The sequence below is a fragment of the Photobacterium proteolyticum genome, assembly GCF_001939735.1.
GTDB lineage: Bacteria > Pseudomonadota > Gammaproteobacteria > Enterobacterales > Vibrionaceae > Photobacterium > Photobacterium proteolyticum.
This window is the reverse complement of record NZ_MJIL01000069.1, coordinates 255112-268988: the sequence shown is the minus strand read 5'-3', so window position 1 is coordinate 268988 and position 13877 is coordinate 255112. Positions and strand designations below refer to the sequence as shown.

The window sequence follows — 13877 nt, the reverse complement described above, 5'->3', positions numbered from 1 at the left end:
GAATGAACATGAACCTGCTCTTTTTCAGAACACTTGCAGCCTCTGCTATTTCTACTTTCTTGACTGTTATGCAAGCAAGACTTACTCGAAAAATCAATAAAACTGTTTTGATTATACTCACGAGTACAGTGGCTAGCTTTAATCTCATGGCGCAAGCACCTTCTCACAATGAAATCATTGCATCTGGCGATAACAAGTCTTTTAAGATTATTGTAACGACATCGCTAACCAATAAGCAGCAAATACAACTTAGCTATCCTGCACCTGCTCGTGTTGACCAAATATTGAGTGATAGTATTGCCAATATCAACCAGCTAGCTCTTGCTCAAGAGCAGATTCAACCTACATCTTCAAACAATATTTTCTGGACTGGTGCTGCACTGTTTGAGCGTTTTCCTCACCCTCGGAAGCAACATGTAATTAGCCAACTTACGCAGTTAGCAAGCCTCTGGAAAAATGAAGGAAAAGGGGAACAAAGTCAAGCCGCTCTCAAACTCGCAGCGCACATTGACAATCTTAATATTGGCGAAAGAATATTCACGCCTCTTGATTATGACCATGTTCGTATTGAGTCTACAATCAACCCGTTAGTTGACCATAATTTGACGTTGGTGTTGCCCCCTCGCCCAAGGACTTTACTTGTCGCAGGTGCGGTATCCCACCCTAAAGAGGTTTCTTGGCAAGAACGCAGAAACGCCAATAATTATCTCAAGCAAGTTGTAATACTCAGCAATGCAGATAACAGCGATGTCTGGGTTATTCAACCCGATGGGCACGTAGAACAGCACCCTATCGCTTACTGGAACAACAAACACTTCGACATTGCGCCGGGTGCAACTATTTACCTTGGCTTTTCCTCTCTACCCGATGATTTCAACACCATTAACGAGGAAATAGTTAACCTGCTAAGGAACCGGGCTTCGTAAAATGAAAAAAGTATTAACAACCTCATTATCAGCGCTTACCGTTGTTATGGTACCTGTGTTGCACAGCCATGCCGATGAATTTAGCTATCCGGTATTACAACCATCCCAATCCGACTTCGGTGGCGTAGGCTTGATCCAAATGCCAACAGGTCGAGTGGCCCCTGAAGGTGAGTTCAACGTCGGTGGTACTTTTAATAATGAATACTATCACTACACCGTTTCACTTCAGCTACTGCCCTGGCTGGAATCCACTATTCGCTACACCTTAGTGCAAGACCTTCTCTATAGTAATGACCCAAGCTTCAGTGGTGATACAAAATATACTGACAAAGGGATCGACTTCAAGATTCGCCTCCTCGAAGAAAGCTATTGGATACCGGAGACCTCATTAGGTGTCCGTGATTTCGGTGGCACCGGGTTATTTGATGGTGAGTTCATTGCTGCTAGTAAACATATCGGCCCATTCGATTTTACTGTCGGTGTAGGCTGGGGCTATATCGGAAATAGTGCAAATTTGACTGGAGACAAGACGGCTTCCAGCGATTGCAACCGAAATACTGAAGTCAAAGGCAAAGGTGGTAGTGTTGACTTTGATCGCTGGTATACAGGTTGCAGCGCTATTTTTGGAGGGCTTGAGTACCAAAGCCCATGGCAACCACTAAGATTGAAAGTTGAGTATGATGGTAATGATTATACCAGTGACTTCCCGGTAACCCGTGGTGGCATTGACATGTCTCAAGACAGCAAGTTCAACTATGGTGCGCTATATCGCTTAGGTAACTGGGGGGACTTGCGTCTTAGCTATGAGCGAGGCAATACCTGGACATTCGGCTTTAACCTCAATACCAACTTCAATGACCTAAAAGCGATTTGGCAAGACCAACCACTACCTGCATACCAAAAGCAAACACCGCGTCCGAATGTCAACAAAAGTGAACTGAGTAATGAGGAGTGGCTTGAGCTTGCTCAAGACCTACACAAAATTGCTGGCTACGAAAACCCATCGATTTACAGTGATTCAGAAACAGTAACCGTTGTAGCGCCGCAAACTAAATATCGCGACAGAGCAGAAGCTCACCAACGCGCGGGAACGCTTATTGCCAATCACGTTCCTGAGGCAAAAGAATACCGATTAGTTGAAACATCAAACCGCCAGGCTATCACCGAAACACGAATTGATAGAGAACAGTTCGTAAAAGTGGCAAATCATGAATACTTTGATGCAAAGGTCGAAGATGCTACAAAAGTTGACGTACCGGAGTCACCTAAAGGCTCATTGATTGCCTCATCAGACAAAGATTGGGATATCAGTGTTGCCCCTACCCTACAACAGTCTTTTGGTGGCTCAGAGAACTTCTATATGTTCAATATCGGCATCAATGCCGGCGCTAACTATTGGTTTGGCGATCATGTTGAACTCGGTGGCTCTGTCTACTTCAATATCTACGACAACTACGACAAATTCTTGTACGAAGTTCCACCTGATGGTACCGATCTTAAACGCGTTCGAACCCTGGTTCGCCAGTATATCAACGACAATCCTGTTCGAATGAATAATCTTCAGCTGACATGGATGGATCGCCTTGGTGATAACTGGTACAGCCAGGCTTACGGTGGCTACCTGGAGATGATGTTCGGTGGTGTCGGCACTGAAATACTTTATCGGCCTCAAGGCAGTAACTGGGCCGTAGGTGTAGATGCTAACTATGTCATTCAGCGTGATCCAGATTCACAGTTTGGCTTTTTTACTGAGGAAGTTCAGTTTGACCCTATAACCAACCGAGACTATCGGGTACAAACGGGCGCAATCACAGGCCATGCAACTGTGTATTACCAACCGCAATGGGAATGGCTGCCAAACACATTGTTCAAAATCAGTGCAGGTCAGTACCTGACAGAGGATAAGGGTGTGACTGTTGACTTCTCTAAACAGTTTGACAGTGGTGTTATTGCCGGCGCCTTTATCGCACAAACAAACTTGTCTGCTGAAGAGTTCGGTGAAGGGAGCTACAACAAAGGGTTTTATGTCTCTATTCCGTTTGACATCATGACGGTTAAACCAAGTACCAACCGAGCTACGATTTCTTGGTTACCACTAACCCGCGATGGTGGACAGATGCTTAATCGCAAATACCAGCTATTCAGTGTAACCGATGCACGCTACCCATGGTATGGACGTAAGGCGATGAACTAAGTATCGGCATATAATCAAATATTCTAAAAAGCAAAAGCGAGAGGTTTTAGCCTCTCGCTTTTTTTCATTCATTGCTACTTAATCAGCCAAACTATATTTTCTGGCACCCCCACTCAGGGTAATGCTTACGGATATAGGCGTTCAGTTCTACTTCAGCCTGCGTATAAACTTTTTCGGTTGCCGCTTTGGTGGCCGACAGTTCTTTGACCATACCCGCACCAACAGTAACATTCGTCATACGGTCAATAATGATAAATGAGCCTGTCTGCGAGAGCTCTTGATATTTATCAACCGTCACTTTTTCTGATAGTGAAATATCAGCAACCGCTATCTCATTCAAGTGAAGTAATGTAGAATCCTGCTCGTGTTGCTCCAAGGTGTTAACATCAATCTTGTAGTCTAGTCGAGCGACCTTTCCAGAACAGCTTTTCGTGGCAAACTTAAAGCCATAGTCGCGATTAACTTTGAGCGCATCTTCATCCATCCAGACAATATTCGCCTTGAATTGACTAATGCACTCAGGCTGACTCTCTGGATGAACAATCATGTCACCACGAGAGATATCAATTTCATCCTCAAGGATCAGTGTTACTGCCATGCCCGGATGAGCCTGCTTCAACTCTCCGTCATAGGTATAGATGGCTTCAATGGTTGAGGTTTTGCCTGACGGAAGGGCAACCACCTCATCACCAACATTGGCAATGCCTGAAGCCAGCGTTCCACAAAAGCCTCTAAAGTCGAGATTGGGGCGATTAACATATTGCACAGGAAAACGCATACGCTCCAGGTCTTTATCTTTACCCACTTTGACGGTTTCCAGTAACTTCATCAGCGTTGCGCCAGGATACCAGTCCATTTTCTCGCTCGGGGTAACAACATTGTCTCCTTTCAGCGCTGAGATAGGGACAAAGCGAATATCTTCTATATCAAACCCTTCCGCCATCTTGCGGTAATCAGCCTTGATGTTCTGATACATCTCCTGGTCATACCCCACCAAATCCATCTTGTTAATGGCAACAATAATGTGCTTTATTCCCAGCAAGCTACAAATATAGCTATGACGTCGAGTCTGGGTCTGAATCCCATGGCGGGCATCTACCATCACAATTGCCAAGTCACAGGTTGAAGCCCCTGTTACCATGTTGCGAGTATACTGTTCATGCCCGGGAGTATCAGCGATGATAAACTTACGCTTATCTGTTGAGAAATAACGATAGGCAACGTCAATCGTAATACCTTGTTCACGTTCAGACTGTAATCCATCAACCAGCAACGCCAGATCGAATGCTTCATTGGTCGTATTGAACTTTTGTGAGTCTTTTTCGATCGCAGCCATCTGGTCTTCATAGATCAGTTTGCTGTCATACAACAATCGACCTATCAGTGTGGATTTACCGTCATCCACACTTCCGCAAGTCAAAAAGCGTAGCAGATCTTTATTTTCATGTACCTTCAAATACGCTTCAATATCCGTTGCAATCAGTTTAGATGAGTGTGACATGGGGGTTCCTTCTACTATCAATATATTTATTATTGATAAAAATTATTCAGTGTTTCAACAAATACATCTAGCTGCTCCACTGGCAGAGCATTAATACCAGCTGCGGCTTTACGGCCCCCTCCCGTCGGAAACTGACAGCAAATCTCATCGGCACCGGTACGGTTTGATAACGGCGCACGGACACTAACGGTATAGTCAGTCTTTGAGGGGTTCATTGTTAAGACTGCATGGGCCTTACTCGGGTTTCGGTTAGCTAACTCATTACCAAACACACCGCTTACTCGTCGAGCCCAAATCGATGCGGGTAGCATGAAAACCGTACTAAACTCAGTATCCGCATACGGCTGCAAGTCATCCACATGCCGGTAGTCATTTTCATATCCGCTTTTTAGACGAAAATAAGGCGATTCAGGGTTATTGAGCAACTCAAAAGGATTTTGGTAAGGCTGAAGTTGATGGTACAAGTCTGCAGGTGCTATATGCAAATCTTCAAGACACGAACCATAACCGTTATAGTTAATCAACGTACCAAGCTCACATAAGAATGCTGTTTGTTCTTCATCAAGACCATTCGCTTCTGCCATGGTGTTAGCAACCGAATGTAAGTTGTCACCAAATGCAGCTGCGATCGCCCAACAGATGTACTGCTCTCCAAGGTATCGATTAATCAACAGGCTTGTACAAATCTCAGGTGATACATCTATAAGCGTTTCACACTTGTCATGTTGAGGTATAACCCCCGAACGATGATGATCACAATAAAAGACTGAGGCTCCACTCGACAACAAGCTAGCCAGCGGCTCCGCATTTTTTTCCAAAGAGATATCAAGTACAGTTACCGAAGTAGCACTTTGTGGTACTTGCTTGAGTAGCTTGATATCCCGCTTGCCCCCGGTGACTAGAGTATTAGCTTTCGGCTCATTCCAGCGTAACTGCAATAGAGCAATAATGCCATCAGCATCGCCATTGAAAACATCATAATGCATTATCGTAGATATCCTTTTACATCAAGATACTCCAGAACCTTTATTGCGCACTGTTCAACTGTCATAGCATCCGTTTTTACGTGAATATCCGGAGCCATAGGAGCTTCATAGTCTGAATCAATTCCGGTAAAATGCTTAATTTCGCCAGCTCGTGCTTTCTTGTATAAACCTTTAGGGTCACGCGACTCACACGTCTCCAATGAAGTATCAATAAATACCTCAATAAACTGTCCTTCAGCCAGAAGATTTCGAACTTGACTACGATCAGCTCTAAAAGGTGAAATGAAAGCAGTCAATACAATACTCCCTGAGTCAACAAACAGTTTAGCGACTTCACCAATACGGCGAATATTTTCTACTCTGTCTGTATCACTGAAGCCAAGATCTTTATTTAAACCATGACGTACGTTATCGCCATCAAGCAAATAGCTGTGTTTTCCCTTATCAAGCAACAAACGCTCTACAGCATTCGCAATCGTTGACTTTCCTGAGCCGCTAAGGCCGGTGAACCATAACACCACCGGTTGCTGTTGTTTAAGTGCAACTCGCTCTTGATGACTAACTGTATGTTCATGCCACACAACGTTTACTTCTGACATTGTAATTCCTTAAAACGGAAAAAAGACTGGGATGATAACAATAGCCACCAGGCTATATACAACAGTGACAGGCCAGCCCACTCTAACAAAATCTTTAAATTGATAATTACCCGCGTTCATCACCATCAGGTTCGTTTGATAACCAAATGGGCTGATAAATGAAGCGCTTGCTGCATAAGCTACGGCCATAACAAAAGGCAGGTAATGCACCCCATACGTATCAGAAAACGCCAATCCAATTGGTAGCATAATTGCAGCTGCCGCACTGTTGGTCATAGTTTCGGTAAGTAAAACAGTCACTAGAAAGACACCCGCAAAAGCGAAGTAAACAGAGTGCCCCCCCAGTATTTGATACAATTGCTCAGACACTGCTGTTGCCAGCCCGGTTGATGTGAATGCATAGGCTATCGTTAAAGAGCAAACCAGAATAACCCACAATTCAAACGGAAACTGCCGTCGAATCGCGGTTCCGTCAAGGATACCAACAATCACACACAGAATTAGATAGGCGGCCAAAGCATCAACAAGGGTTAGCGACGTACAAGCAGAGAAGAAGATGGCAGAGAAAAAACCCAAAACAGCCAATATATTCTGTAACAAAGAAAGCGGCTCCCGTACTTTCTTTCCGGTCAGCAAGAAGAAGTTTCGTGAGATATTTTGGCGCTTACTAAAGTCTTTGCCCACAGCAAGCACAAGCTTATCGCCAGCTAAAATTGTCTGCTCACCCAGCTTTCCAGATAAAGGCTGGCCCTGGCGGCTAATAGCGACTACTGCCGCATCAAAGCGAGAGCGAAAGTCCGTCTGCTTCAATGTTTTATTAATCAGCACTGATTCTGGGCTAACGATTACCTCGGTTAAGTTCTGGTTAAGCAATTCGCTTCTATCTGCGAAAATTTCCACCCCATGGAGTGTCTTGAGCTGCTGTACTTCACTGACCTTTCCGGTAAATACTAACTTATCATGGACTTCAATAATCATGTCAGGTGTCACTGGCGAGAGCAGCCGTCCACCACGAACAATTTCAGCTAGAAACAAACTATCCAATGCTCGTAGTCCATTTTGACGTACTGTCTTACCGATCAATTTACTACCAGCTTTAACCTCTGCGTCAAGAAAATACTGCTCGAACGGAGTGGCCTGGGGTGAGTTCACGGGTAGGTATTTCGTCATTACAAAGACAACAGCACCACAGACTGAAAGCAAAATTGCACCAACGGGAAAAAAACTGAAAAATGATAAACTGGGTAAGCCTTGCTCTTCGATTAACCCACTTATAACTAAATTAGTCGAAGTACCAATTAGAGTTAGCGTTCCCCCCAAAATAGCAAAGTATGACAGCGGTATTAATAGCTTAGATGGTGGATGGTCTTGATTGTTTAACACACTGCTCATCAATGTCGCAACAACAGCCGTATTGTTCAGTACCGCTGAGCTAAATGCCGTAGTTATAGCTAAACGAATTACGGACCAATGATAGCGCGTGTGGAGCAACCTTCCTGATAACCATGGAAGTAACATCGAACGCTCTAGCGATAGAGAGGCAAGCAGTAATAGCAGCAAAGTGATCACTGAACTATTTACACTGTTGGCAAGAACAACACTTTGATCAACAACACCACTAGCATAAAGTGCACTAACGGCAGCAAGAAATACCAAGCTCGCTTTAAAGGGGCTAAAAATTAATAATAGAATCAGCCCCATAATTACAATTGCGGTGATGAGCACTGACTAGAAATACCCTTCGCGTTTTTTCTTTTCCATAGACCCTGAACTATCATGGTCAATAGCACGCCCCTGACGCTCAGAAGTCGTAGTCAATAACATTTCTTGGATAATTTCGGGTAATGTCGTCGCCTGAGATTCAACTGCACCAGTCAATGGATAGCAGCCTAAAGTACGGAATCGTACCATTTTCTCTTCGACAACTTCACCAGCCTTAATATCCATTCGTTCATCATCAACCATGATCAACATACCATCACGTTCTACAACAGGACGCGGTTTGGCGAGATATAAAGAAGGAATTTCAATACTTTCCAAGTAGATATACTGCCAAATATCCAGTTCAGTCCAGTTTGACAGAGGGAATACTCGAATACTTTCCCCTTTATTGATTTTACCATTATAAATATTCCACAACTCGGGACGCTGATTTTTCGGATCCCATCGATGGTTCTCGTCACGGAAAGAATAAACTCGTTCCTTCGCACGAGATTTCTCTTCATCCCGACGAGCTCCACCAAAAGCAGCATCAAACTCAAATTTGTCCAGAGCCTGCTTCAACCCTTGCGTTTTCATGATATCTGTATGTACAGAACTGCCATGTACAAATGGATTTATGTCCATCTCAATCCCTTCTGGGTTCTGATGCACAATCAAGTTCATTCCCATCTTTTCAGCCATGTAATCACGAAATTCAATCATTTCCTTGAACTTCCACGTTGTATCAACATGCATTAATGGGAAAGGTGGAATGCCGGGAGCAAAAGCTTTCTTTGCAAGATGAAGCATAACGGACGAGTCTTTACCTACCGAGTAGAGCATCACAGGATTATCAAATTCTGCAGCCACTTCACGAATAATATGAATAGATTCAGCTTCAAGTTGCTTTAAATGGGTTAATTTCTCAGGTGTCATTTTCATCGTGTTAACTTACATCCGTGATGACTTTTTTAACAATAATTATTCGAACCAATCCATCCTAAGATGAAGGGGTACTATTCTATGCAACAATAAGCGCACTTACCATCATCGCATAATAAATTAGTAACAAAGCTAACTCAGTAGTACTGACATATGCTGCATACTATACTGTGAACAGAGATCAATTTAATCGTTAGCAAAAATGTGAACCTCTACGAAAAATGCATTTTAAATACACAATATACACTCAGGACATAGTACCATTTATTAATAACACTTCCATCAACACGATGGAGTGACAAATAATTATTCGAGCATACACTGTAGAAGAGGTTAGAGCATGTATAAAGCATATGCTCATTTCACTGTAAAGCATCCTTACATTCATACACTTAACTTGATTTCAATGTTAGGAGTATTCATGATAAGCGGCTATCAACTAGTTGCTAATGAAAACTTATCATACACAGCAGGATTTCTTCTGGTTTCAATCCCTACTGCAATTTTTGCCAAAGCATCTGATTATAAGCGTAAATATATAAGCACTAGCAATTAACATGAATACTGAAATGATAGTTTTTTTGTCTCAAGCCTTAATCAAAGGGCCTATCATTTCATAATCAAGCTAACTTAAGCCTTTACTGTACGCCTTGCTGTAACTGCTCCCACATCGATTTAACAATCAATTGATCGGCGGGTGTTAACTCAGATTGAGCTTCAGCAAGGCTCTCTTCAACAGCAGAGTTCATTGCCTCAATCGAGCTTATTCCATCCATTTCACAGTTCGCGGCTGACAGTGAGATATGCCCGCGCAGATAGCCTCCAGCAAATAGTTCATCATCTGACGCGGTCTCAACCATCATATCAATCAGGTTCAGTAGCTTTTCTTCATATTGCTGGATCATAACTATACTCTTTATTGAAGTTGGTTCTGTGAAGCTTTCTATACACAAGGAGGCAACTCGGTAATAGTCGCGGAACGCATCAGACAGTATCTTTGCACGCTCTGGTATCCCCTGCTCTAAATAGGTGAAAACCTGATCTCTTACCTTGTCAGTAAAAGCATCTCTATCAGGTTCACAGTCACCGCTGAGGTTATCACAGCTAACTAAAAATCGAAAACCGCAACTGGCAGACAGGATCCATTCCACTGCCTGAGGTTTGATTTCGACTTTCTCAAATTCAGCCTGCACTTCGGCAGTACGTCCGTCCGGCTCGTACCAATACCCATAGTCTTCCAATAATCGTCGCTTGGGACCCGCAATACACCAGTGTGCAATTTCATGCAGTGCTGAAGCAAAGTAGCCTCGAGCAAAAATAATCCGATGATATTCATAGTCATCGTCAGCAGGAAGGTAGATTGGCTCATCACCGCCAAACACTAGCTCAGTATTATAAGTGTCTAAAAATGTACGATTAAATATTGTGATTAAATCTTCAACATTAAACATTTGCATCAACTAGCGTTAGCCATAACATAAAACAAGCAATGGAAAACAATTTTCCTGCCAATCATAGGTATTCAACTTCTTCAAAACTAGCCCCATTTGCATCTTTATCAGATAGCAATGGTTCAACCCCTTTTAATGGCCAGGTTATCCCTAACGCAGGGTCGTCCCAACGTATAGATACTTCAGCTTGTGGGTTATAATAATCTGTACACTTATAAACAAACTCAGCTTCTGCGCTTGTTACATAAAAACCGTGTGCGAAGCCTTCTGGCACCCATAGTTGACGTTTGTTTTCTGCCGATAGGTAGACACCAACCCACTGACCAAATGTCGGAGACCCCTTACGAATGTCAACGGCCACATCAAACACCTCGCCAGAGAGCACACGTACAAGTTTTCCTTGAGTATTTTCTGTTTGATAATGCAAACCACGAAGAATACCATGCTTCGATTTAGAGTGGTTGTCTTGAACAAAGGTACGCTTTGCAACAAGTTCTTCAAACTTCTTTTGCTGCCAGGTTTCCATGAAAAAGCCACGCTCATCACCAAAGACAGCAGGTTCAATAACTTTCACATCTGGGATATCAGTTTCTATTACATTCATATTTAAAACTCGTTAGCCGTTGCTTAATTCGTGTAGGGCTTAAGATCTGTCAATGCTGAACGCCAGTCAGAAGGCTGAATATTAAATGCTTGCTCAATTTTTTTCGTATCAAGTTTTGAGTTCGCTGGACGCTTAGCCGGTGTTGGGTAGTCTGCTGTAGCAATACTATTGAGTCGAGGTTTGCTTGATAACAACTCTTGTTCTTCAGCTTGCTCAAAAATAGTTTGTGCAAATTCGAACCAACTGACGTGAGGCATGCCGGAAAAGTGATAAACCCCATATTGGGCATTCTTTCCTGATACAACCTGCTTAGCTATGGTTATGAGTGCACTGGCAATATCATCTGCACAGGTAGGTCCACCAACTTGATCACCAACAATCCCTAATGTGTCCCTGTCTTTAGCAAGTCGAAGCATTGTTTTAACAAAGTTGTTCCCGTGCTGACCAAATACCCAGGCCGTACGTAGAATGATATGTTTTGAGCAGGCTTCAATTACCGCTTTTTCACCAGCTAGCTTGCTTTGCCCGTAGATCCCCTGAGGCTCTGTTTCGTCATTCTCAACATACAGACCATCTTTGTTCCCGGCAAAGACATAATCCGTTGAAATATGGAGTATTGCAGCACCTACATTAGCTGCTGCCTGAGCAATGTATTTAGGGCCGTCGCGGTTGATTGCATAGGAGAGCTCTGCTTCTTCTTCAGCTTTATCAACAGCGGTATGCGCGGCGGCATTAATTATGATATCAGGCTTAAATTCATTTACCGTTGTATCAACAGCAACGCTGTCTGTAATATCGAGCTGGTCGCGATCAACAGCCAACAGTTCAGCATGACCGGCTAATTGCTCAACAAGGCAATGGCCAACTTGCCCATTGCAACCTGTAATTAATACTCGCATTTCATTTCAACCTTATTCTGCTGTTCAGCAACCAATCGTATCAAATACTGGCCATAGTCATTTTTCAGCATTGGCTTTGCAAGCTCAAGCAAACGAGCGTCGGAAAGCCAACCATTTCTCCATGCAATCTCTTCAAGGCAAGCGACTTTCAGCCCTTGGACGTTTTCAATTGTCTGCACGAAAGATGACGCTTCATGAAGGCTCTCGTGTGTACCCGTATCTAACCAGGCAAAACCACGTCCAAGCAATTCAACATTGAGCGAGTCGTCTTCAAGATACATCTGATTTATACTGGTGATTTCCAACTCACCTCGATCTGACGGCTCAACGCGTTTTGCAAAATCAACCACGCGATTATCGTAAAAATATAACCCTGTCACAGCATAATTCGACTTAGGTTCAACAGGCTTTTCTTCAATTGAGATCGCCTTCATTTCACTGTCAAATTCCACAACACCAAAACGTTCTGGATCTTTTACTTGATAGCCGAATACAGACGCACCATGTTCACGGCTTGCTGCATTACGTAGCGTCTGGCTAAATGATTGACCATAAAAAATATTGTCACCAAGTACCAAACAGCAATTGTCATCACCTATGAACTTTTCACCAATCAAAAAGGCTTGAGCAAGACCGTCTGGGCTTTCCTGAACCGCATATTCCAAGTTGATACCGAAATCTGAACCATCGCCTAGCAAGCGCTTAAACCCTTCATTATCTTCCGGTGTGGTAATAACAAGAATATCTTTAATACCTGCAAGCATTAAAGTGGAAAGGGGGTAGTAAATCATAGGCTTATCATAAACAGGAAGAAGCTGCTTTGATACACCTCGTGTAATCGGATAGAGACGAGAGCCTGAACCACCCGCTAAGATTATTCCTTTCATTATTTCTCCCCTCCTAAACGTTCTCGACTATAAGAACCATCTAAAACACGACTCCACCATTTTTTATTATCCAAGTACCATTCAACTGTTTTGCGGATACCGGATTCGAATGTCTCAGCGGGTTTCCATCCTAGTTCGCGCTCAATCTTACTTGCATCTATAGCATAGCGAACATCGTGCCCAGGGCGATCAGTTACATAAGTAATTAGATCTTGGTACTGCATTACACCCTCCGGCTTATTCGGCACTAGTTGCTCAAGTAACTCACAAATCGTCTTAACGACTTCGATATTGGCTTTCTCGTTATGACCGCCAATATTATAAGTTTCACCAACAACACCTTCTGTGACGACTTTGTATAAGGCCGATGCATGATCTTCCACATACAGCCAATCACGAATTTGCATACCATCGCCATAAACAGGCAATGGCTTCCCTTCTAGCGCATTCAAGATCATTAGAGGTATTAGCTTCTCAGGGAAGTGGAAAGGCCCATAGTTGTTAGAACAGTTAGTTACAATTGTTGGTAAGCCAAACGTACGTAACCAAGCACGCACCAAGTGGTCACTTGAAGCTTTAGAAGCCGAATAAGGGCTAGACGGCGCATAAGAGGTCTGCTCTGTAAATAAGTCATCTGTACCTTCAAGGTCACCATATACTTCGTCTGTAGAAATATGGTGGAAACGAAATGCTTGTTTCTTTTCAGCCTCTAACTGACTCCAGTAATTACGAGCTACTTCCAGAAGAGTGTATGTACCAATAATGTTGGTTTCAATAAATTCAGCAGGACCATCAATCGATCGATCCACATGGCTTTCTGCAGCTAAATGCATAACAAGTTCAGGTTGATGCTCATTGAATACACGCACCAATGCTTCACGGTCACAAATATCGACCTGCTCGAACGTATAACGTGTACTATCCTGCACAGAACCCAGCGACTCTAAGTTACCTGCATATGTTAGCTTGTCTACATTTATAACAGAATCTTCGGTATTGTTAATTATATGGCGCACTACAGCAGAGCCAATAAAACCGGCACCACCGGTAACAAGAATTTTCACAATAAGTTCCTTATATTTTACGTAACACTTTGCTTTGAACCACAAAGATCAGGTCTAAATACATACGATAAATATTATCAGCGCTAGTGAACACACCACATATGTTTGAATTTAAGCTCAAAA

At 43.1% G+C, this 13877-nt stretch carries 12 protein-coding genes and 1 pseudogene; 2 read left to right on the top strand and 11 right to left on the bottom strand.

Features of this window, described 5'->3' with window-relative positions; translation table 11 throughout:
• The first annotated feature begins 8 nt into the window (after window positions 1-8).
• Window positions 9-926: a capsule biosynthesis GfcC family protein gene (locus BIT28_RS12340; protein WP_245823680.1), complete on the top strand. Its 918-nt coding sequence runs from the start codon at window positions 9-11 to the stop codon at window positions 924-926.
• A 1-nt stretch (window position 927) separates the two neighbouring features.
• The gene (locus BIT28_RS12335) at window positions 928-3120 is read left to right on the top strand and encodes a YjbH domain-containing protein (RefSeq protein WP_075764072.1); all 2193 of its coding nucleotides are present in this window, start codon (window positions 928-930) and stop codon (window positions 3118-3120) included.
• A 91-nt stretch (window positions 3121-3211) separates the two neighbouring features.
• On the opposite strand, the gene cysN is transcribed toward BIT28_RS12335, so the two are convergent.
• From cysN to rfbB, 11 genes and pseudogenes are all read right to left on the bottom strand, one after another.
• Entirely contained in the window at window positions 3212-4621 is a 1410-nt protein-coding gene (gene cysN, locus BIT28_RS12330; protein WP_075764070.1) for a sulfate adenylyltransferase subunit CysN, read from the bottom strand.
• Between the two features lie 29 nt (window positions 4622-4650).
• Window positions 4651-5607, bottom strand: a complete 957-nt coding sequence (locus BIT28_RS12325) for an acetyltransferase (RefSeq protein ID WP_075764068.1) — start codon at window positions 5605-5607, stop codon at window positions 4651-4653.
• A complete protein-coding gene (gene cysC / locus BIT28_RS12320; protein WP_075764066.1) occupies window positions 5607-6206 on the bottom strand; it encodes an adenylyl-sulfate kinase in 600 nt (199 codons plus the stop codon). The genes BIT28_RS12325 and cysC overlap by 1 nt, the downstream gene beginning before the upstream one ends.
• Before the next feature lie 9 nt (window positions 6207-6215).
• Window positions 6216-7931 (bottom strand): SLC13 family permease, encoded by a 1716-nt coding sequence (locus tag BIT28_RS12315; protein WP_083651799.1) that lies wholly within the window; start codon window positions 7929-7931, stop codon window positions 6216-6218.
• A gap of 3 nt (window positions 7932-7934) precedes the next feature.
• Window positions 7935-8849, bottom strand: a complete 915-nt coding sequence (gene cysD / locus BIT28_RS12310; RefSeq protein WP_075764064.1) for a sulfate adenylyltransferase subunit CysD — start codon at window positions 8847-8849, stop codon at window positions 7935-7937.
• A gap of 638 nt (window positions 8850-9487) precedes the next feature.
• Window positions 9488-9754, bottom strand: a complete 267-nt coding sequence (locus tag BIT28_RS29530; RefSeq protein ID WP_175577524.1) for a YfcL family protein — start codon at window positions 9752-9754, stop codon at window positions 9488-9490.
• A 30-nt stretch (window positions 9755-9784) separates the two neighbouring features.
• Window positions 9785-10300, bottom strand: a pseudogene (locus BIT28_RS29525) (elongation factor P hydroxylase); the annotation flags it as partial.
• A gap of 61 nt (window positions 10301-10361) precedes the next feature.
• Window positions 10362-10904: a dTDP-4-dehydrorhamnose 3,5-epimerase gene (gene rfbC / locus BIT28_RS12290; protein WP_075764060.1), complete on the bottom strand. Its 543-nt coding sequence runs from the start codon at window positions 10902-10904 to the stop codon at window positions 10362-10364.
• A 23-nt stretch (window positions 10905-10927) separates the two neighbouring features.
• Window positions 10928-11803 carry a dTDP-4-dehydrorhamnose reductase gene (gene rfbD, locus BIT28_RS12285; protein ID WP_075764058.1) on the bottom strand — a complete coding sequence of 292 codons (876 nt, stop codon included), beginning with the start codon at window positions 11801-11803 and terminating at the stop codon, window positions 10928-10930.
• The gene (rfbA, locus tag BIT28_RS12280) at window positions 11791-12690 is read right to left on the bottom strand and encodes a glucose-1-phosphate thymidylyltransferase RfbA (protein WP_075764056.1); all 900 of its coding nucleotides are present in this window, start codon (window positions 12688-12690) and stop codon (window positions 11791-11793) included. The genes rfbD and rfbA overlap by 13 nt, the downstream gene beginning before the upstream one ends.
• Complete coding sequence (gene rfbB, locus BIT28_RS12275; protein ID WP_075764054.1) at window positions 12690-13754, bottom strand: dTDP-glucose 4,6-dehydratase; 1065 nt, start codon at window positions 13752-13754, stop codon at window positions 12690-12692. Before rfbB ends, rfbA begins: the two co-directional genes overlap by 1 nt.
• Window positions 13755-13877: the final 123 nt, after the last annotated feature.

Excerpts from the sequence above, each read along its gene's own strand:
- BIT28_RS12340 (WP_245823680.1), top strand. The coding sequence starts at position 9 with ATGAACCTGCTCTTTTTCAGAACACTTGCAGCCTCTGCTATTTCTACT.
- BIT28_RS12335 (WP_075764072.1), top strand. The coding sequence starts at position 928 with ATGAAAAAAGTATTAACAACCTCATTATCAGCGCTTACCGTTGTTATG.
- cysN (WP_075764070.1), bottom strand. The coding sequence starts at position 4,621 with ATGTCACACTCATCTAAACTGATTGCAACGGATATTGAAGCGTATTTG.
- BIT28_RS12325 (WP_075764068.1), bottom strand. The coding sequence starts at position 5,607 with ATGCATTATGATGTTTTCAATGGCGATGCTGATGGCATTATTGCTCTA.
- cysC (WP_075764066.1), bottom strand. The coding sequence starts at position 6,206 with ATGTCAGAAGTAAACGTTGTGTGGCATGAACATACAGTTAGTCATCAA.
- cysD (WP_075764064.1), bottom strand. The coding sequence starts at position 8,849 with ATGAAAATGACACCTGAGAAATTAACCCATTTAAAGCAACTTGAAGCT.
- BIT28_RS29530 (WP_175577524.1), bottom strand. The coding sequence starts at position 9,754 with ATGATCCAGCAATATGAAGAAAAGCTACTGAACCTGATTGATATGATG.
- rfbC (WP_075764060.1), bottom strand. The coding sequence starts at position 10,904 with ATGAATGTAATAGAAACTGATATCCCAGATGTGAAAGTTATTGAACCT.
- rfbD (WP_075764058.1), bottom strand. The coding sequence starts at position 11,803 with ATGCGAGTATTAATTACAGGTTGCAATGGGCAAGTTGGCCATTGCCTT.
- rfbA (WP_075764056.1), bottom strand. The coding sequence starts at position 12,690 with ATGAAAGGAATAATCTTAGCGGGTGGTTCAGGCTCTCGTCTCTATCCG.